The organism is Collinsella aerofaciens, from assembly GCF_025289055.1.
Classification (GTDB): Bacteria; Actinomycetota; Coriobacteriia; order Coriobacteriales; family Coriobacteriaceae; genus Collinsella.
The window spans coordinates 83,631-103,442 of sequence record NZ_JAESIQ010000001.1 but is presented as its reverse complement, the minus strand read 5'-3'; the positions used below and the strand labels follow the sequence as shown (position 1 = coordinate 103,442).

The window sequence follows — 19,812 nt, the reverse complement described above, 5'->3', positions numbered from 1 at the left end:
GGCTTCCTATCGCATGATTTAGGGGGCCAGGCCTTCTTGTTTTAGATTGTCAAGGCAGATACTCAATAGTTCTTCGAATGCGAGAATACAACTTCCGGTAAAGCAGTTAGGCTTAACGTTCTTAAGATCCATTGGGTGATCGTCATGTATCGTAAAGATCGCGTCTGCCGTCTTGGCGAGCTCGCTGTCTTCGTTGCCGGTAAACGCGAGGGTCGTAATGCCCGCGTCGTGGCATGCCCTTGCGGTTTCCAGGATGGCTTCTGTCTGGCCCGATTTGGATATGAGCATCATGCAGCTGAGCGTATTTCGGTTGGATTCGACAAACTGATCGGTTTCTAGGAAGTCCTGTATGACGGCCAAAAAGCCAAGTCCAACGAGCTTAGTCGCCATGTACTGCGCAACGATGCGTGAGAAGCCCTCTCCGTTTACTCCGATCATTCTGTTGCGATGCAGTGCGGCGATGAATACGTCTACATCTCCGGTGTGACATACGAAGTGGACGCTACTGTCTTTGAGTGATTGATTCATTTCGCGGGAGACATGCTGAAGGTGCTTGAGATCGTACATCATTTCGCGGTAGCCACGGTAGCCGAGCTTTTTCGAAAGCCTGATGACTGTCGTCATGCTGGTAAAGCATGCCATGGCGACGGGTTTTATGCCAATATCATCGAGGGTGTCGATATTGTTGAGTAGGTATTCGAGTACGCTTTGCTCGGTTTCGGATAGCTTTGCGGCTGAGTAGAGCTTGGAAATCTGCTTTTTATCAACCATCGGTGCTTCCTTCCCGCCGGACGTGTGTGGCCGCTTCCGTTGCGTAAATAATAACTCCTTGGGGAATTCCTTTCCCGCCTTGCAACCGGGGCGGGAAGCGGCCCTCCATGCTGGATACAATATTCAAACACAGGCGAACCATGCAATATTGAATGTGCTAATTGGGGGTTTCGATATGAAACTTACGGTCATAGGTGGCGGTGGCGTCCGCTCCATGTTTTTGGCAAAGAGCATAGCCCAGCAGGCGTCATCGCTTGGAATCGACGAACTTGTGTTTATGGACAATGATCCCGAGAAGCTGCGCATCTACGGTGGCCTTGCCGCCCATGTCTCGGGCATGCTTTGCCCCACGCTTAATTTTTCACTGACGGGCGATGCAGTCGAGGCCGTTAAGGACGCCGATTACGTGATCACGACGATTCGCGTCGGTGGGGACCATATGCGCGTTCGCGATGAGCGCATTGCTCTTTCGCATGGGGTTCTTGGCCAAGAGACGACTGGCGCAGCCGGCGTGTCTTTTGCCATGCGCTCCGTCCCTGCGCTTGCTTCGTATTGCGAGTTAATCAAGAAGTACGCAAAGCCGGACGTCAAGGTGTTTAACTTTACTAATCCCGCTGGCGTCGTATCTCAGGCCCTACGCGATATGGGCTATGATTTTACTTATGGCATTTGCGATGCTCCCTCGGGCATGTTGCATCAGTTTGCCGAGTATAAAGGCGTTGATCCCGCATCGGTTCAGGGCGAGTGCTATGGACTCAACCACCTCTCGTTCTTCCGCAATGTGACGGTTGACGGCGAGGACATCATGTCCGACTTGATCCACGACGACGGGGCATATGCTCATACAGATCTTAGGTTCTTCGAGAAGGACCTCGTCCTAAATCGCGGATGCGTGCCAAATGAGTACCTATACTATTTCTACTATCGCGAGCGCGCCGTTGCCAACGTTCTCTCTTCGCCCCAGACGCGCGGCGAACTAATCGAAGAAATTAATCGAGAAATGACGAGCGAGCTTGCATCTATCGATATTGAGAACGACTTCGAAAAAGGCCTCGCGTGCTTTGAGAAGTGGTACGGAATGCGCGAAAACAACTACATGGCGGCCGAGACGGGTATTCATCGCGACAAGCCGTGGACGTTTGACGTGTACGGCAAAGATGCTGGCGGATACGCAGGTGTCGCGCTCCGCTTCATGGATATTGCTCGCTCTGGCAAGACGCAGCAGATGATCCTGTGCACCCCCAACAATGGCGCCATCCCCGGCCTTCTCGATACAGATGTCATTGAGTCAACGTGCGATATCTCCACCGATGGCTGCGTGCCGCATCGCGTCGAAGCCGATTCTGTGCCAGCGGGAAACCTCGAATTGATTCGTCGCGTCAAGTACTACGAGCGCACCGTGGCGCGTGGCATCGTTAACCGATCGAAGCGCGACATTGTCGAGAGCCTCGCGATGCACCCGCTCGTTAATTCGTACTCCTTGGCGAAAGATATCGCCGCGCAGTACTTTGAGCTTAACCGCGACTACATCGACGGCTGGACAGACTAGTCTGGACGTTAAAACTAGAAATTATGGATGGGCGGACCGGCGTTTATATTGGCGCCCGTTCGCCCTGCTTAGTAAGAAAACAGGTATAGAGTGAACTTGCGAGAGAACTTCAATGTCTTTCTGGAATCGGGCGATCGGGCGAAGGAATGCCGGAGTGGCTGCACGATGGCGTTATATATCCCCTTGTTTGTTATGAGCGCGCTTCAAATTGGTGTATCAAACGTTGCAACTGAGCTCGCCTATATCTATCCGTCCATTACGCTTATTTGCACTGTGGTCGCGGCCTTTTTAAACCTGCTTCTATCGAATGTGGCTTTTTCATTATTTGCCGTCGACCGGTCCAAAGAGACGGTGCAACCTGCTCGAACCCCTCCGGTTTATCTCTTGGCCTCGACGGTTCCCCTCCAGATTTCTGGGGCGCTGCTAATTTATTTGGTTCACTTGATTTTATCGGCAATTGTAGTCTTTGCCTCGCTTGCGAGCAGTCAGCTCGGGGTGTTGTGCTCGCTTGTGGTGGCAGTAATCGTGACGCTTCTTTCCGCGTCGTTCGTATTCGTGTTAATTGAAGATGCGGACGTGGAGCAGAGGGGACTACGAGGCATTCGGTTTGCACCACGCTACATCATGCGTTCGGTCACGGTGCTTCGTTCCTCCTGGAGAGAAATCGCGCGTCCCGCAACGCTGCTGGTGGCATGGAACCTGGTTGCAAGTTGCGCTATCCAGGTTCTTGTTGGATGGGTAGTTTCGAGTGCGGCGCTGCCGTCGGCACTTTCAGTGACGGCGCTTGTGCATGAGGGACTTTATTATGGGGCGTTTGCTTATATGCTGCTTTTGCTAGTTCATTGTGCGGTTGCGAGTTGGCTCGAAATTGACGTGCTCATGGGGGTGTCCTTGTGCGTATCCGAGCAGGCGCGATAGCCCGAAGATGAAGCCGCGTTTTCGACATTGAGTTCCTGCGTACCTTGCTTTCTAAGCAGAATTGGCGCGCCGTCTGTTAACAATCGTTTTCCAAGAATTCTTTTGTCGCTCATTTTATAGACTTCTCATTGCTATAATCGCCCACCGCTCAAGATAATCGGAGAGGTTTTCCTATATGGCTCAAACAAAGCAAGACGGCATCACGCTCAGGCAGTGGCTCCCGCTCATCGGGCTCACCTGCTGCGCGTTCGTATTCAACACGTCGGAGTTCATGCCCATCGGCCTGCTGACCGACATCGCTGCATCGTTTTCGCTCACCGAGGCCCAAGCTGGCATCATGATCTCGGTCTATGCCTGGGGCGTCATGCTGCTGTCGTTGCCGCTCATGGTGTTTGCCTCGCGCTTCGAGTTCAAGCGGATGCTGCTGGGCGTGCTGGCCGTGTTCTCGCTCGGTCAGTTCCTGTCCGCTGTGGCGCCGACCTATCCCATCCTGGTCTGCGCGCGCCTGGTGGTCGCTTGCGCACATGCCGTGTTCTGGTCAGTCGCCTCGATTATGGCCTCGCGCCTGGTCGACACTCGCCACGGCGCGCTCGCCATCAGCATGATCGCTACGGGCTCGTCCATCGCGCAGATCTTTGGCCTGCCGCTCGGTCGCGCCATTGGCTTGGCCGTGGGCTGGCGCATGACGTTTGCCGTGGTCGGGGGCCTCTCAGCCATCGCGGTCGTCTACCAGGCAGCGGTGTTCCCGGCCATGCCGGCGGGTGAGCGCTTTACTGTCAAACAGCTGCCCGAGCTGCTCAAGAACCCGCTCCTCATCGCGCTCTACGCAGTCACGGTCTTCATGGCGACCGGCTATTACGCAAGCTACAGCTATATCGAGCCCTTCCTGGCGCAGGTCGCGCATGTCGACGCAAGCGCCATTACCATGACGCTGACGGCGTTTGGCTGCTCTGGTTTGCTCGGAAGCTGGCTGTTTGGCCGCTTGTTCGATGGGCATCGCTTCCCGTTCTTGGCTATCACGCTCTCCGGCGTGCCGGTGGCCCTGCTGCTCATGGGGCCGGCCGCATCGTCGCTCGTGACAGTGCTTGCCGTCTGCGCACTGTGGGGTTGCTGCGCCACGGCCTTTAACGTGGCGTTTCAGGCCGAGCTCATCAAGCACACGCCGGCAGATTCGTCGGCCGTTGCCATGTCGATCTTCTCGGGCCTGTTTAACCTCGGTATTGGCACGGGCACCGCAATCGGCGGCGCCGTGGTTTCGGGTCCCGGTATCGCTTGGATCGGCTTCGCGGGCGGGTCGATTGCCGTCGTGGGCGTTATCCTCGCCATCACGGTGATGTTCCCAGCCATACGCCGTGCAAAGCCCGTCGCCTAGCCACATCCTCCTCATCAGTTGCGGTGGAATACGGAGTGTTTAGCCCAGTAAACCTGGTAAACAGTCCGTATTTCACCGCAACTTATTTTGGGGGAGGGGATGCGCGGCGGGCATACAATGGATGGCGTTGCGTGAAAGTTATCCGGGAGGCTGTTATGTGGGCATACGAGACGACGTTCTATCAGATCTATCCGCTGGGCTTTTGCGGGGCTCCGCGCGAAAACGCCGCGCCCGTTGCCGAGGATGAGCTCGCCCAGGCTGCCAACGCCGCGCCCAACCCCGATGCTCCTATCATGAAGGTCGCCCAATGGGCCGACTACATGCAGGAACTCGGCGTTGGCGCTGTGCTCATCAACCCACCGCTCGAATCTGATAGCCACGGCTACGATACACGCAGCCTGCGCCATATCGACCGTCGCCTGGGTGGGGACGCCGACTTTGCCGCCGTATGCGACACGCTGCATGCCCATGGCATCCGCGTGGTGCTCGATGCCGTCTTCAACCACGTCGGCCGCGGCTTTTGGGCCTTCCGCGATGTGCAGGAGCGCAAGTGGGACTCGCCGTACAAGGACTGGTTCCACATTAGCTTTGATGGCGACTCCTGCTACGGCGACGGCTTTTGGTACGAGGGTTGGGAAGGCCATTTTGAGCTCGTGAAGCTCAACTTGCAAAACCCTGCCGTGGTCGATTACCTGCTAGAGTCCGTACACCGCTGGGCCGAGGTCTTTAGCGTCGACGGCCTGCGCCTGGACGTTGCCTATATGCTCGACCGCGACTTCATGCGTCGTCTGCATAGCTTCGCCCGTGAGCTCAAGCCCGACTTCGTGCTGATCGGCGAGACGCTCCACGGCGACTACAACCAGATCGTCAACGACGAGATGCTCGACTCCTGCACCAACTACGAGTGTTACAAGGGCCTGTACTCCAGCTTTAACTCGGTCAACATGTTCGAGATTGCGCACTCGCTGCACCGTCAGTTTGGCGGCGACCCCTGGTGCATCTACCGCGGCAAGCACCTGCTGTCGTTTGTCGACAACCACGACGTGCCGCGACTGGCAAGCATCCTCACTGACAAGTCGTGCCTGCGTCCCGCCTATGGCATGCTCTTTGGCATGCCGGGCATCCCGTGCGTCTACTATGGCAGCGAGTGGGGAATTGCTGGCGAAAAGGGCGGCCCCGATGGCGACTGGGCGCTGCGCCCTGCGCTCGATGAACCTGCGCCCAACGAACTGACGGCGTTCATTACGCAGCTCGCACACCTTCGTTCGGCCGACGACGCGGCGGCCCGTGCTCTCAACTACGGTGCCTATCGCAATGTGGTGATCCAGAACAAGCAGCTGCTGTTCGAGCGCGCCTGCGACGACGCGACGGTGCTCGTGGCGGTGAACGCCGTGGACGAGCCTTACACCTTTGGCGCCGGCGAGCTCAACGGCTCCTTTGTAGATTTGCTTGCCGACGGCGTGCCCACGGTCGAGCTGGCGGGCTCTCTTGAGCTTGCGCCCTACGAGGTACGCTATCTGTTGAGGGCCTAGGCCATGGCTGCGTCCGACGAGGGCTATCAACATATTGAGCATGGGTTTGAGCCCGTGTTTGACGAGCACTCGCGCGTTTTGGTGCTGGGGTCGTTTCCCTCGGTGCTCTCGCGTGCTAATGCCTTTTATTACGGCAACCCGCAGAATCGCTTTTGGCGGGTGATGGCCGCGTGCCTCGGTGTGCCTGTGCCGCCCAACGAGGGCGACCTCTTGGCGGGCAGCGAGCCTGCGGCGCTCGATGCCTCGATAGCCGCCAAGCGGGCCATGCTGCTGAACGGCGGCGTGGCCCTGTGGGATGCAACCGAGAGCTGCGACATTAAGGGCTCGAGTGACGCGAGCATTCGCAACGTTGTGCCGGCACATATCGAGCGCATTACCGATGCCGCGCCGATCGAGGTCGTTGTCTGTAACGGCGGTACGGCAGGGCGACTCTACAAACGCTACTTGCAAGATCGGACGGGGTTGCCCGCCGTCGTCCTGCCCTCGACAAGTCCTGCTAATGCCGCCTGGCGTCTGGAGCGTCTTGTCGAGCGTTGGCACGAAGCCGTTGACTGGGCTGTTATTTAATTTAGATTTTTGTTTGAGCGTGGGCGCCCAGACGTTTCAGAACGCCTCGCCAGATTGGCGCGGGCACGGCTGGCTCGGCGCAAACCATGCCGTCGACGTTGACGTTGACGGCATTGCCGCCGCCAAGTCGCTGCGCATGCTCGACGGAGCAGCCCATGCGCACAGCGCCCACAAGCTTATCCATCGCTTCGGAAAATGGCCGGCGCAAGAGGCCCATACGCGGGGAGTGTCGAAGCGCCGCAATACCGCTGCCGGCACAGACGACAACGCCGCCACACCACAATTGGTCATGGCGCTCACATGCCTTGTGCAGACGAACGGCGGTCCCGCGCGCCTGCTTAGCGCCCTCTTGTGCGGCTCGAATCGCGGCATAGACGCGCGTTCCCGTACCGCCAAAGCGTTCAAGCGCCTGCTCGATAGCTGTCAACGTCTCATCGTCAGCCATATCTTCAATGGCCAGCACGATGCCATCGACTGCACCGGCATCATCCGCCTCCAAATCGACCGGGCGGGGGAGCGCGGTGCCGGAAAGCCGGGCATAGGCCGCGATGGCATCCTGCAGGTCCCAGAGCAAAAACTCAAGATCGGCGCTATTGGGAATGCTGATATACGCAATGGTCTGCAACGTTTTTGGTACATCGCCGCGCGCGATCGTCTCCATGCCGCCTCCTTTCCGGTTGGTTTCCGTTTAGGTTACACCGTCTGACGGCGCCCCGCCGCGCTATCCTAGTGCAACCCTTACGAAAGGAATGCCATGCGTCTGCCCATGAATACCTCGCTTGCCACGCTTAAGCCCTCCGGCATCCGTCGGATTAACGCGCTCGCCGCCCAGCATCCGGGGTGCATCGCGCTTGCGCTTGGCGAGCCCGATTTTCCCACGCCCGATGTGATTAGCGCCGAGGTGACCGCCGCGCTGGGCCGCGGCGACACGCACTATCCGCCCAACAACGGTCGCCCCGCCCTGCGCGAGGCGCTGTTTGCCTACATGGGGAACGCGGGCCTGGCGTTTTCGGCCGACGAGGTCATCCTGACCGACGGCGCGACCGAGGCCCTGTCGGCAGCATTCATGGCTATGCTCAACCCCGGCGACGAGGTCATCATCCCCACGCCGGCCTTTGGCCTATACGAGAACATCGTCGTGGCCAACCACGCCAAAGCGGTCTTTTTGGATACGGAGCCTGCGCAATTCCAGATTGACGAGGGCGCACTTCGTGCCTGCGTAACGCCGGCGACCAAGGCCATCGTCATCTGCACGCCCAACAATCCTACGGGCTGCATCCTCAACGCGGCATCGCTCGACGCCGTGGCGCGCGTAGCGGAGCAGGCGGGCATCTACGTGGTCTGCGACGACGTATATAACCGCCTGGTCTACGTGGACGGCTACGAGCGATTTGCCCAGCGCCACCCGGAGCTGCGCGAGCAGACGGTCGTTATCGAGAGCTTCTCCAAGCCCTGGGCCATGACCGGCTGGCGCTTGGGCTGGCTCGCAGCCGCAGCCCCCGTCATCGCCGAGATCGCAAAGGCCCACCAATACTTAGTATCGAGTGCCGTCTCCTTTGAGATGGACGCCGCAGCGCGAGCCCTGACCGTCGACCCAACCCCCATGCTCAAAGTCTACCGAGCCCGTCGCGAACGCGTGCTCGCAGCCTTAGACGCCATGGGCCTCGACGTAGTGGAACCGGCAGGAGCCTTCTACGCTTTCCCGAGCATCAAACAATTCGGCCTAACAAGCGAAGACTTCTGCATCAAAGCCATCAAAGAAGCCAACGTAGCCCTAGTTCCGGGTGACTGCTTCGGCACCGAAGGCCACATCCGCCTCAGCTACTGCGTTTCCGACAAAGACCTGGACGAAGGTCTCCGCCGCCTGTCCACCTTCATTTCAACCTTGTAGCCATCAGGGACGCAACATATCAGCCCACCGACTTAAGGCTTATGAGTGGGGGCGTCGGCCAACGGGAAACCGGGCTGCCCCAAAGTCACCGCAGGCCGCGCCGCCGAAGGCCAGGCGCAAGGTTTTCGTAGATTCCGCACGAGCCGAAGAGCACTTAATGTGCTCTTCGTGCGAGCCCAGGACCTGACCGAGCGAAAACCTTGCGCCTGGCCTTCGGCGGCGCGGCCGGATGGTGGAATTGTGTGCAGCCCGGTTTCCCGTTGACCGACGCCGGGGTCCCCGCCATAATACTTTCGGTTCACGCACGAATCCGCTGCCAGAGACAGCCGGTGCAAACGGGCATCGCCCGCGAGCTTAATGGGATATCCCGCCAGCCGAGGTGGTCGAGTAGATATGTCTTCTCGCCCCCGTCGCTCATGCAGCGCGGGGGCTTTCTTTTTGGACATGCCCCCGTCACGTCCTTGTGGCGGACCGTGCCCGGAAAGAATTCGAGGAGGTGTAATTCATGCCCCAGCAGTACAAAATCGACAAGGTTGCAGAGATCGAGTCCCGTATCGCCGAGAACGCCGGTCTGTTCGTCGTCAACTACAACGGTCTGACGGTTAAGCAGGCTCAGGAGCTGCGTCATCAGCTTCGCGAGTGCGGCGCCGAGATGAAGGTCTACAAGAACAACCTGGTCAAGATCGCCCTCAAGAACCAGGAGCAGCCCGAGATCGACGAGATCCTCGCCGGCCCCGTCGCTTATGTGTTCTACGAGTCCGAGCCGGTCGAGGCCGCTAAGGCCCTTAAGGACTTCTCCGCTCAGTCCAAGGGCGTCCTTGAGATCAAGGGCGGTATCTCCGACGGCAAGGCCGTTTCCGCTGATGATGTTAAGGCTATCGCCGAGCTGCCCACCAAGGATCAGCTTCTCGGCCAGATCGCCGGTCTCATCTCCGGTTTCGCTCGCGACATCGCTGTCTGCGTCAACGGCGTTTCCTCTGGTCTCGCTCGTTCGATCCAGCAGGTCTCCGAGCAGAAGGCAGCCTAGTTGCTGTTTTCACCCGCGGCGGCAACGCCGCATCCCTGGCGCATTCGCGCCGTGTTTTAACTGATCTCCGTGCACAGACACGGAAACCGAAAGGACTTAGAAATGGCTAAGCTTACCACCGATGAGATCATCGATGCTCTTAAGGAAATGACCCTTCTCGAGGCTTCCGAGCTCGTCAAGGCTATCGAGGACACCTTCGGCGTTTCCGCCGCTGCTCCTGCCGCTGTTGTCGCCGCTCCCGCTGCTGGCGCTGCTGAGGCCGAGGAGAAGACCGAGTTTGACGTCGTGCTCGAGGGCTTCGGCGACAACAAGATCCAGGTCATCAAGGCCGTCCGTGAGCTCACCAACCTTGGCCTGAAGGAGGCCAAGGAGGTCGTCGAGGGCGCTCCCAAGGCTGTTCTCGAGGGTGCCAAGAAGGAGGACGCCGAGGCTGCCAAGGAGAAGCTCGAGGCTGCTGGCGCTGCTGTCACCCTCAAGTAATCAGGCTTTCTCGCCAGATTTCTTTGCAGACGGGGTTCGCATTGCGAGCCCCGTCTTTTTTGTTTTGGCTCCTCATTCCCATTGCTCGGCACGCAGAGCACCGTTGTCTTCGCCGTGCCAATCCCGTTACCGCTGGGGCGTAAAATTGCACCATTCGAGCAATAATTTGCGTTGACCTGCTGAAGAATTGCGTTTGCCTTACGGCGACGTATGTCTCCGGCGGTAAGATACTTCGGTATCGCAATTTGGTCTGCGGCCGCTGTGCCGCACGCATAGGGCGCATTCTGCGCCTGCGAAAGGATCCTTGAATAACATGAAGGCAATCATCCCCGCCGCCGGTCTTGGCACGCGTTTTCTGCCTGGCACTAAGTGCACACCCAAAGAGATGCTGCCGGTGCTCGACAAGCCGGTCATTCAGTATGTCGTCGAGGAGGCACTCGACCCCGAGGAGGTCGACGACGCCATCATCGTTACCTCTCCCGGTAAGCCCGAGCTGCTGAGCTACTTCCAGCCCGATCGTTCGCTCGAGAACCTGCTGCGCGAGCGCGGTAAGGATGCTTATGCGGACGCCGTCGCCCATGCGGGCGGTATGCCGGTCGACTTCCGTTATCAGTACGAGCCCAAGGGTCTCGGTCATGCCATTCGCTCTGCCGCCGACGCTGTGGCAGGGGAGAACTTCCTGGTTCTTCTGGGCGACTACGTTGTGCCCAACCGTGACATCTGCGACAAGATGCTCGCCGTTTCCAAGGAGCACGGTGGCGCTTCGGTTATCGCCGTTGCCGCGTGCGCTCCCGAGGAGGTCAGCCGCTATGGCGTCATCGCCGGTGATCGCGTGGGTTCCCTCGAGAGCTTCGAGAATGCTGCCGACGACGAGCCCGGTGCCGTTTGGCGCATCGGCGGTCTGGTCGAGAAGCCCGCTCCCGAGGCGGCTCCATCCAACCTGTACATCGTCGGTCGCTACCTGCTGAGCCCGCTGGTCATGGACCTGCTGGCCGATCAGCAGGCCGGCAAGGGCGGCGAGATCCAGCTCACCGACGCTATGGCCCGTTCGCTCGACCGCGAGGCCATGTACGCTGTCGTCATCGACCCGCTGTCGGGCTACGACACCGGCACCCCGTCTGGCTGGATGGCCACCAACGCCCTCATGGCCGCAAGCGATCCTCGCTTTGCCAGCGCCTTCTGGGACGCCATTGACGAGCGCGGCGGCTTGATGCGCAAATAAGCCTTTGGGCATCGACATTTACGGGCGCGGACTTCGGTCTGCGCCCGTTTTTTATGCGCGCCGCGGCTTGGCTCCGGAAAGTGCGACCCACAATTTGGTCGAATTCTGGGATGTGCTTTCCGGCTGGGGCCCCTAGCGGAAAGCGCATCCCAGAATATTGGCTTAGGACGGGACGCAGTTTCCCAAACAGGGCTCAATCGGAAACTGCGTCCCAGTTTGAGGCCTCAAAACGGGACGCAGTTTCCGCCCGGCCAACCCTCGCCGCCATTCTGCGGCGCGCATCAGCAGCTCTGTTCACAGAAAATATATGAACAGATGTTCGGTATACCACTATCTACCTGCACATTTTCTGTCGAAAAACTTTGCTACTCCAAAAACTCAATCGCGTCAAGGCTTTTCTTGCCCAACGGTCGGTACCTGATAAACTATTAGGTTGCGATAACTGGCGAAGCTATGCCTCGCCAACCCACCGAGCATTTCCGTGAAGGAGGAAAAACCTGGTGACCTACGCATACACTGCCACTGAGCGCAAGCGCGTCAGCTTCGGGAAAATCCCGGAGGCCATGGAGCTCCCCAACCTTATCTCTGTTCAAAGGGAATCCTTTGAGCGTTTTAAGGACGAGGGCCTTCGTGAGGCGTTCAAGGAATCCAGCCCCATCCAGAGCCAGAACCATGTTCTCGAGGTTACCTTCGGCGAGCATCAGTTCGGCGACCCCGCGCACACCGTCGAGGAGTGCCGCGAGAAGGATATGACCTATCAGGCTCCGCTTCTGACCGACGTCCGCCTCACCAACAAGGAGACCGGCGAGATCAAGGAGCAGCTCGTCTTCATGGGCGACTTCCCCATGATGACTGATCAGGGCACCTTCATCATCAACGGTACCGAGCGTATCGTCGTCTCGCAGCTCGTCCGCTCCCCGGGCGTGTACTACAGCTCCGAGATGGATTCGGGCAAGCAGATCTACAAGGCCCAGATTATCCCGTCCCGCGGTGCCTGGCTTGAGTTTGAGGTCGACAAGCGCGACCAGCTCATGGTCTCCATCGACCGTAAGCGCAAGCAGAGCGCCACGATGTTCCTGCGCGCCCTTGGCATCGCCGTCACCAACGACGACATCATCGAGCTGCTCGGCAACTCCGATGTGATCAAGCGCACCCTGGAGCGCGACACCGCCCTCACTCGCGAGGACGCCCTCATCGAGATCTACCGTCGTCTGCGCCCGGGCGAGCCTCCCACCGTGGACGCTTCCCGCAGCCTGCTCGAGGGTCTGCTCTTTAACCCGCAGCGCTACGACCTGGCCCGCGTCGGTCGTTACAAGGTCAACAAGAAGCTCAACCTCACCACCGAGGAAGAGGTCACGGTGCTTACCGACGAGGATATCGTCGCGACGCTGCGCTACCTCCTGTCCCTCGCTGCCGGCGAGCAGGGCTTCAAGGTCGACGACATCGACCACTTTGGCAACCGCCGCATCCGTACCGTCGGCGAGCTCGTCGCCAACCAGTTCCGTATCGGCATGAGCCGTATGGAGCGCGTCGTCCGTGAGCGCATGAGCTCCCAGGACATCGACGAGATCACCCCGCAGTCGCTCATCAACATCCGCCCGATCGTGGCCTCCATCAAGGAGTTCTTCGGTTCCTCGCAGCTCTCGCAGTTCATGGACCAGGCGAACCCCCTGACCGGTCTGACCCACAAGCGCCGTCTGTCCGCACTCGGCCCTGGCGGTCTTGCCGGCCACAAGTCCGGCTCCAGTCGCCGCACCAACGTGCCGACGGCCGTCCGCGACGTTCACAATTCGCACTACAGCCGCATGTGCCCGATCGAGACCCCCGAAGGCCCCAACATCGGCCTGATCGGCTCGCTCGCCCTCTACGCCCGCGTCAACGAGTATGGCTTCATCGAGGCCCCGTTCCGTCGTGTCGAGAACGGTGTTGCCACCGACCAGATCGACTGGATGACCGCCGACGAGGAAGAGAAGCACGTCATCGCGCCGGCCAACACGCCGCTCGATCCCAAGACCAACGAGTTCATCACGACCGATGCCGAGGGCAAGATCGTCCGCCCGCACACCGTGATCGCCCGTACCCGCGACTTCGACGGCTCCTTCGGCGCTCCCGCTGACGTGCCCGTCGAGGACGTCGACTACATGGACGTCTCGCCGCGTCAGATGCTCTCCGTCGCAGCCACGCTGATCCCGTTCCTTGAGCACGACGACGCCAAGCGTACGCTGATGGGCGCTAACATGCAGCGTCAGGCCGTGCCGCTGGTTCACCCCGCCGCTCCCTATGTCGGTACCGGCATGGAGCGTCGCGCCGCTCTGGACTCCGGCGAGGTCACCCTGGCCAAGAACGCCGGCGAGGTCATCTTTGCCGACGCCGCCAAGATCATCGTCAAGCATGCCGGCGGCATGGATGAGTATCACCTGGCCAAGTACCAGCGCTCCAACCAGTCCACCTGCATCAACCACCGTCCGCTCGTGCGCGTCGGTGACACCGTTGAGCAGGGCGAGCCTCTGGCCGACGGTCCTTCGACCGATCACGGCGAGCTCGCGCTGGGCCAGAACCTCACCGTGGCCTACATGCCGTGGGAAGGCTTTAACTACGAGGACGGTATCGTCGTGTCCGAGCGCCTGGTGGCCGAGGACCTGCTGACGACCATCAACATCACCCGTCACGAGATCGACGCCCGCGACACCAAGCTCGGCCCCGAGGAGATCACCCGCGAGATCCCGAACCTCTCCGAGGACATGCTTGCCAACCTCGACGAGGACGGCATCATCCGCATCGGCGCCGAGGTCGGCCCTGGCGACATCCTGGTCGGCAAGGTCACGCCTAAGGGCGAGAGCGCTCTGACCGCCGAGGAGCGCCTGCTGCGCGCCATCTTCGGTGCCAAGGCTCACGACGTTCGCGACACCTCCCTTAAGATGCCTCACGGCGCTTACGGCCGCGTCATCGACGTTGTCCGCTTTAGCCGCGAGAACGGCGACGACCTGGCCCCCGGCGTCAACGAGCAGGTGCGCGTCTACGTCGCCCAGCGTCGTAAGATCCAGCAGGGCGATAAGATCGCCGGCCGCCACGGCAACAAGGGTGTTATTTGTAACGTTCTGCCGGTCGAGGACATGCCCTACATGGCTGACGGTACCCCGATCGACGTTATCCTCAACCCGCTGGGCGTTCCTTCGCGTATGAACGTCGGCCAGCTGCTCGAGTGCCACCTTGGCTGGGCTGCTGCGTGCGGTTGGGATACCGAGCAGGCCGACTCCGACAAGTACGTCCCCGGTCCGTTCTTTACCGCGACGCCCGTCTTCGACGGCGCCAAGGAGGACGAGATCGCCGAGGTCATCCGTCGCGCCAACAAGAACATGCTCAACAAGGCCACCGCTGCCTTTGGCGATCACATGCGCCCCGAGTTCGTCACCCAGCTTGACGAGCGCGGCAAGACCCGTCTGTTTGACGGCCGCACCGGCGAGGAGTTCCGCGAGCCCATTACCGTGGGTACGTCCTACATCCTCAAGCTCGGCCACATGGTCGACGACAAGATCCACGCTCGTTCGACCGGCCCTTACAGCCTGGTTACCCAGCAGCCTCTGGGCGGCAAGGCCCAGTTCGGCGGCCAGCGCTTCGGCGAGATGGAAGTTTGGGCACTGTACGCTTACGGTGCTTCCAACGTCCTGCAGGAGATCCTGACCGTCAAGTCCGACGATACCGTGGGCCGCGTCAAGACCTACGAGTCCATCGTCAAGGGCGAGAACGTTCCTGTCCCGGGTATCCCCGAGTCCTTCAAGGTTCTCGTCAAGGAGATTCGCTCCCTCGCACTGGACATCGAGCCCATGCACGATGCCGACGAGGACGCCTCCGCCCCTGTGACCGCCGAGGAGACCTCCGTTCTCGACGACCTGGCTGCGCTCGCCGGCGTTGACGCCGACGTCGAGGCCCAGGATGCCGAGACCGCCGAGGCACCCGAGGCTGTCGCCGCCACGACCACTGATAAGGAGTAGTTGACTGTGGCAGATTTCGAAGCTACTGATTTTGACTCGGTAAAGATCTCCCTTGCCTCCGCCGACCAGATCCGTTCCTGGTCGCACGGTGAGGTCAAGAAGCCGGAGACCATCAATTACCGTACCCTCAAGCCCGAGAAGGACGGCCTGTTCTGCGAGAAGATCTTCGGTCCCGCCAAGGACTGGGAGTGCTCCTGCGGCAAGTACAAGGGCATCCGCTTTAAGGGTATCGTCTGCGAGCGCTGCGGCGTCGAGGTCACCTCGGCCAAGGTGCGTCGCGACCGCATGGGCCACATCGAGCTCGCCGCTCCCGTGTCCCACATCTGGTACTTCAAGAGCCCCACGAGCTTCCCGATGAGCCGTATGCTCGACATCAAGTCCAAGGACCTCGAGAAGGTTCTGTACTTTGCCAGCTACATCATCACCGAGGTCGACTACGAGGCTCGCGAGGCCGACGCCGACGACCTGCGCGAGGAGCTCGCCGCCGATCTGGAAGAGATCGATGCCGAGTGCGCCCGCCAGATCGAGTCCCTCAAGGAGCAGGGCAACCCCGAGAACTTTGACGAGTTCTCCGACGAGGAGCCGCTGACTCCCGAGGAGATCGCCTCTGGCATCGTCGACATCGAGGAAGAGTGCAAGGACGAGAAGCAGCTCCGCACGGACGCCTTCAACGCCTTCATGAAGCTCAGCGAGCGCGACCTCATTTCCGATGAGCCGCTGTTCCGCGAGATGACTCGCTACTACTCCATGTACTTCAAGGGTGGCATGGGTGCCGAGGCCGTCCGCGACCTGCTCGCTGCCATCGACCTCCCCTCCGAGGCCGAGAAGCTCAAGGCCATCATCGCCGACGAGGACTCCCAGAAGCAGAAGCGCGAGAAGGCCGTTAAGCGCCTCGAGGTCGTTGACGCCTTCCTGAAGGGCGGCAACAGCCCCGCGAACATGATCCTGGATGTCATCCCGGTCATTCCGCCTGATCTGCGCCCGATGGTCCAGCTCGACGGCGGCCGCTTCGCCGCGTCCGACCTCAACGACCTGTATCGTCGCGTGATCAACCGTAACAACCGACTCAAGCGCCTGCTCGACCTGGACGCCCCTGCGATCATCGTGAACAACGAGAAGCGCATGCTCCAGGAGTCCGTGGACGCCCTGTTCGACAACGGCCGTCGTGGTCGCCCGGTCTCTGGCCGTGGCGGTCGCCCGCTCAAGTCGCTCGCCGAGGCCCTCAAGGGCAAGCAGGGTCGTTTCCGTCAGAACCTGCTGGGCAAGCGTGTCGACTACTCCGGCCGTTCGGTCATCGTTACCGACCCCAAGCTGCTGCTGCACCAGTGCGGTCTGCCCAAGACCATGGCGCTGGAGCTCTTCAAGCCCTTCGTTATGAAGCGCCTGGTCGAGCTTGGCAAGGTCGAGAACATCAAGGGCGCCAAGCGCGCTATCGACCGCGGTGCCACCTTTGTGTGGGACATCCTCGAAGAGGTCATCGACGGCCGCGTCGTGCTGCTCAACCGCGCACCGACCCTGCACCGTCTGTCCATCCAGGCCTTTGAGCCGGTGCTGGTCGAGGGCAAGGCTATCCACCTGCATCCGCTGGTCTGCTCGCCCTTCAACGCCGACTTCGACGGCGACCAGATGTCTGTCCACGTGCCACTGTCCAGCCAGGCTCAGGCCGAGGCCCGCGTGCTCATGCTCTCTGCGAACAACCTGCGCTCGCCGGCATCCGGCAAGCCGGTCAACATCCCTTCGCAGGACATGATCATCGGTGTGTACTACCTCACCCAGGTTCGCGAGGGTCTGCCGGGCGAGAACCACGTGTTCTCGAGCTTTGACGACGCGCTGCACGCCTATGACTGCCGCTCCGAGGTCGACATGCAGGCCAAGATCCAGGTCCGCGTGTCCGCTGCCGATGCCAACGTCATCAACGAGGACGGCACCCGTATCTTCCGCGTCAAGAACGGCAAGAACGAGTTTGTCGACTACGACGTCACCGGCAACAAGACCGCGCGCTTCGAGACCTCTATCGGCCGCATCATCTTCAACCGCCAGTGCCTGCCCGAAGACTATGAGTTCATGAACTACAAGATGGTCAAGGGCGATGTGGCCAAGCTGGTTGCGGACTGCTGCGATCGTTACCCCGAGGCCAAGGTCGGCCCGATCCTCGACGCCATCAAGTACTCCGGCTTCCACTACGCTACCCGCGCCGGCCTCACCATCTCGGTGTGGGACGCTCTCATCCCTGATGAGAAGCAGGAGCTGCTCGACCGCGCCCAGGCTAACGTCGACCAGATCAACGAGTACTTCGAGGAGGGCTTCATCAACGAGACGGAGCGCCACATCGAAGTCGTTAACGAGTGGACCGCTTGTACCGACAAGGTCGCAGCGCTCATGCTCGACTTGTTCGACGAGGAGAACCCGCTCTACATGATGGCCGACTCCGGCGCCCGTGGTTCTAAGACTCAGCTGCGTCAGCTCGGCGGCATGCGTGGCCTGATGGCAGACATGTCCGGCGAGACGATCGACCTTCCCATTAAGGCGAACTTCCGCGAGGGCCTGCTGCCGCTCGAGTACTTCATTTCGACCTACGGCGCCCGTAAGGGCCTGGTCGATACCGCATCCCACACCTCGGACTCTGGTTACCTGACCCGTCGTCTGGTCGACGTGGCCCAGGACGTCATCGTCCGCGAGGAGGACTGCGGTACGCACGAGGGCGTCACCTACAACCTCATCATCCCCGGCACCACCGACCTCAACACCGACCTCGTCGGCCGTTGCTTCATTGAGGACGTCGTGGCTCCCGATGGCACCGTGCTCTTTGAGCAGGACGGCTACATCGAGAAGGTCGCCGACATCCAGAAGATGGTCGATGCGGGCCTTAAGAAGGTCAAGCTTCGCGCGCTGCTCACCTGCCGCTCCAAGTACGGCGTGTGCCAGAAGTGCTACGGCTGGGATCTTTCCACCCGTCGTCCGGTCGCTATCGGTACCGCGGTCGGCATTATTGCCGCCCAGTCCATCGGCGAGCCCGGTACGCAGCTTACGATGCGTACCATTCACTCCGGCGGCGTTGCTGGCGTCGACGATATTACGCAGGGTCTGCCTACGGTCAGCCGTATGTTCGATATCGTCGGCAACGTCAACGAGAAGATCCTGGGTCGCGAGGCCGAGCTGGCTCCGTACTCCGGCCACCTCTCGATTAAGCCCGAGAAGTCCGAGTATGTGCTGACGCTCACCGACTCCGAAGACCACACCCGTGTCCTCGACGAGCGTCGCGTCCCCGCTTCGGTGCGCTTCATGCCCGAGATCGAGGACGGCTGCGAGGTTCGCGCCGGCGACCAGATCACCAAGGGCTTCGTCAACTTCCGCAACCTGCGCAAGCTGACCGACATCGAGTCGACGATGCACACCTTCGTCGAGAGCGTCAAGGACGTCTACACCAGCCAGGGCGTCGACCTGAACGACAAGCACATCGAGGTGCTCGCACGTCAGATGCTGCGTCGCGTTCAGATCACCAACCCCGGTGACTCCAAGTACCTGCTTGGTCAGTACGTCGACCGCTACGAGTTCGCCGACGAGGTCGAGCGCGTTGCCCGTCTGGGCGGTCAGGCTCCCGTGGCCGAGCCCGTCATCCTGGGTACGCTCAAGGTCGCGTCCAACATCGACTCCTGGCTGTCGAGCGCTTCGTTCATCCGTACCGCCGGCGTCCTTACCGAGGCTGCCATCGAGGGCAAGGTCGATCACCTGCTCGACCTTAAGTCCAACGTCATCGTCGGTAAGAAGATCCCGGCCGGTACCGGCCTCAAGCCGTACGCCAACGCCAAGCTGACGTATCGCACGGCCGACGGCTACGTGGACATCGACGGCCCGGCTTCGCCCAACGCCAAGTCGCTGCCCGAGTGGGCTCCGGTTGAGCTCAAGGACCTGGACGAGCAACTCCCGCAGCAGCTCGACTGGGCCGGCTACGACGAGTTCGGTGGTGCTGACGGTTCGTTCACCCGCAACGGCCACACCATCTCCGCCGAGAAGGCTCGCCTGTACCTGTTCGACGACCTGGGCGTGTCGCAGCGCTGGACCAACAAGTTCAGCGAGGTTGGCATCGAGACGGTCGGCGACCTGGTCGGCAAGTCCGAGGAGGATCTGCTGCGCATCGATGGTATCGGTGCCAAGGCGATCGAGGAGCTCCGTGATGGCCTGGAGGCCCATGACCTGCTCTACATCCTCGAGAACAACGACGACGTTGCCGACGAGGAAGACCTCTCGCAGCTGCTGCAGATGGTCTTTAGCCCCGACGGTCCGGACGACATCCTGCTGGGCACCTCCGCCGCGCCGACGCATCACGCCGACGCCGACGAGGAGCTTCTGGGCGCCCCGATCGACGACAAGAAGGCTCCCGCCAACGGCGCGATCAACGAGGACATGGCTTCCCTCGACGAGCTGCTCAACCAGCTCGTAGACACCGACGACGCCGAAGAGGCCAAGGACAACGACGAGGAATAATTTCCT

At 60.5% G+C, this 19,812-nt stretch carries 13 protein-coding genes; 11 read left to right on the top strand and 2 right to left on the bottom strand.

What is annotated here, in order from left to right; translation table 11 throughout:
* Window positions 1-18: 18 nt before the first annotated feature.
* Entirely contained in the window at window positions 19-771 is a 753-nt protein-coding gene (locus tag JMJ97_RS00520) for a MurR/RpiR family transcriptional regulator (RefSeq protein WP_158550125.1), read from the bottom strand.
* Window positions 772-946: 175 nt separating this feature from the next.
* Between JMJ97_RS00520 and JMJ97_RS00515 the strand changes: the two genes are divergently transcribed.
* The 5 genes from JMJ97_RS00515 to JMJ97_RS00495 all read left to right on the top strand — a co-directional run bounded on the left by JMJ97_RS00515 (window position 947) and on the right by JMJ97_RS00495 (window position 6,709).
* Window positions 947-2,320, top strand: a complete 1,374-nt coding sequence (locus tag JMJ97_RS00515; protein ID WP_117646072.1) for a family 4 glycosyl hydrolase — start codon at window positions 947-949, stop codon at window positions 2,318-2,320.
* Window positions 2,321-2,416: 96 nt separating this feature from the next.
* A complete protein-coding gene (locus tag JMJ97_RS00510) occupies window positions 2,417-3,238 on the top strand; it encodes a hypothetical protein (protein WP_260698791.1) in 822 nt (273 codons plus the stop codon).
* 175 nt (window positions 3,239-3,413) lie between these two features.
* Window positions 3,414-4,610, top strand: a complete 1,197-nt coding sequence (locus JMJ97_RS00505) for an MFS transporter (protein WP_260698790.1) — start codon at window positions 3,414-3,416, stop codon at window positions 4,608-4,610.
* A 155-nt stretch (window positions 4,611-4,765) separates the two neighbouring features.
* A complete protein-coding gene (locus JMJ97_RS00500; protein WP_260698789.1) occupies window positions 4,766-6,142 on the top strand; it encodes an alpha-amylase family glycosyl hydrolase in 1,377 nt (458 codons plus the stop codon).
* A gap of 3 nt (window positions 6,143-6,145) precedes the next feature.
* Window positions 6,146-6,709: a DNA-deoxyinosine glycosylase gene (locus JMJ97_RS00495; RefSeq protein WP_260698788.1), complete on the top strand. Its 564-nt coding sequence runs from the start codon at window positions 6,146-6,148 to the stop codon at window positions 6,707-6,709.
* Window position 6,710: 1 nt separating this feature from the next.
* Here the strand turns inward: JMJ97_RS00495 and JMJ97_RS00490 are convergent, their stop codons facing one another.
* Window positions 6,711-7,370 carry a hypothetical protein gene (locus JMJ97_RS00490; protein WP_260698787.1) on the bottom strand — a complete coding sequence of 220 codons (660 nt, stop codon included), beginning with the start codon at window positions 7,368-7,370 and terminating at the stop codon, window positions 6,711-6,713.
* Window positions 7,371-7,463: 93 nt separating this feature from the next.
* Between JMJ97_RS00490 and JMJ97_RS00485 the strand changes: the two genes are divergently transcribed.
* The 6 genes from JMJ97_RS00485 to JMJ97_RS00460 all read left to right on the top strand — a co-directional run bounded on the left by JMJ97_RS00485 (window position 7,464) and on the right by JMJ97_RS00460 (window position 19,806).
* Window positions 7,464-8,600: a pyridoxal phosphate-dependent aminotransferase gene (locus JMJ97_RS00485; RefSeq protein ID WP_260698786.1), complete on the top strand. Its 1,137-nt coding sequence runs from the start codon at window positions 7,464-7,466 to the stop codon at window positions 8,598-8,600.
* A gap of 505 nt (window positions 8,601-9,105) precedes the next feature.
* A complete protein-coding gene (gene rplJ / locus JMJ97_RS00480) occupies window positions 9,106-9,627 on the top strand; it encodes a 50S ribosomal protein L10 (protein ID WP_260698785.1) in 522 nt (173 codons plus the stop codon).
* 102 nt (window positions 9,628-9,729) lie between these two features.
* Entirely contained in the window at window positions 9,730-10,107 is a 378-nt protein-coding gene (rplL, locus tag JMJ97_RS00475; protein ID WP_006235005.1) for a 50S ribosomal protein L7/L12, read from the top strand.
* A 313-nt stretch (window positions 10,108-10,420) separates the two neighbouring features.
* Entirely contained in the window at window positions 10,421-11,329 is a 909-nt protein-coding gene (locus JMJ97_RS00470; protein ID WP_260698784.1) for a UTP--glucose-1-phosphate uridylyltransferase, read from the top strand.
* A gap of 500 nt (window positions 11,330-11,829) precedes the next feature.
* Window positions 11,830-15,321 (top strand): DNA-directed RNA polymerase subunit beta, encoded by a 3,492-nt coding sequence (gene rpoB, locus JMJ97_RS00465; RefSeq protein WP_260698783.1) that lies wholly within the window; start codon window positions 11,830-11,832, stop codon window positions 15,319-15,321.
* Between the two features lie 6 nt (window positions 15,322-15,327).
* A complete protein-coding gene (locus JMJ97_RS00460; RefSeq protein WP_260698782.1) occupies window positions 15,328-19,806 on the top strand; it encodes a DNA-directed RNA polymerase subunit beta' in 4,479 nt (1,492 codons plus the stop codon).
* The last annotated feature ends 6 nt before the right edge of the window (window positions 19,807-19,812 follow it).

What these genes read in the sequence shown, in the direction of transcription:
- JMJ97_RS00515 (WP_117646072.1), top strand. Translation starts at nt 947, where the DNA reads ATGAAACTTACGGTCATAGGTGGCGGTGGCGTCCGCTCCATGTTTTTG.
- JMJ97_RS00490 (WP_260698787.1), bottom strand. Translation starts at nt 7,370, where the DNA reads ATGGAGACGATCGCGCGCGGCGATGTACCAAAAACGTTGCAGACCATT.
- rplJ (WP_260698785.1), top strand. Translation starts at nt 9,106, where the DNA reads ATGCCCCAGCAGTACAAAATCGACAAGGTTGCAGAGATCGAGTCCCGT.
- JMJ97_RS00500 (WP_260698789.1), top strand. Translation starts at nt 4,766, where the DNA reads ATGTGGGCATACGAGACGACGTTCTATCAGATCTATCCGCTGGGCTTT.
- JMJ97_RS00485 (WP_260698786.1), top strand. Translation starts at nt 7,464, where the DNA reads ATGCGTCTGCCCATGAATACCTCGCTTGCCACGCTTAAGCCCTCCGGC.
- rplL (WP_006235005.1), top strand. Translation starts at nt 9,730, where the DNA reads ATGGCTAAGCTTACCACCGATGAGATCATCGATGCTCTTAAGGAAATG.
- JMJ97_RS00470 (WP_260698784.1), top strand. Translation starts at nt 10,421, where the DNA reads ATGAAGGCAATCATCCCCGCCGCCGGTCTTGGCACGCGTTTTCTGCCT.
- JMJ97_RS00495 (WP_260698788.1), top strand. Translation starts at nt 6,146, where the DNA reads ATGGCTGCGTCCGACGAGGGCTATCAACATATTGAGCATGGGTTTGAG.
- JMJ97_RS00520 (WP_158550125.1), bottom strand. Translation starts at nt 771, where the DNA reads ATGGTTGATAAAAAGCAGATTTCCAAGCTCTACTCAGCCGCAAAGCTA.
- JMJ97_RS00505 (WP_260698790.1), top strand. Translation starts at nt 3,414, where the DNA reads ATGGCTCAAACAAAGCAAGACGGCATCACGCTCAGGCAGTGGCTCCCG.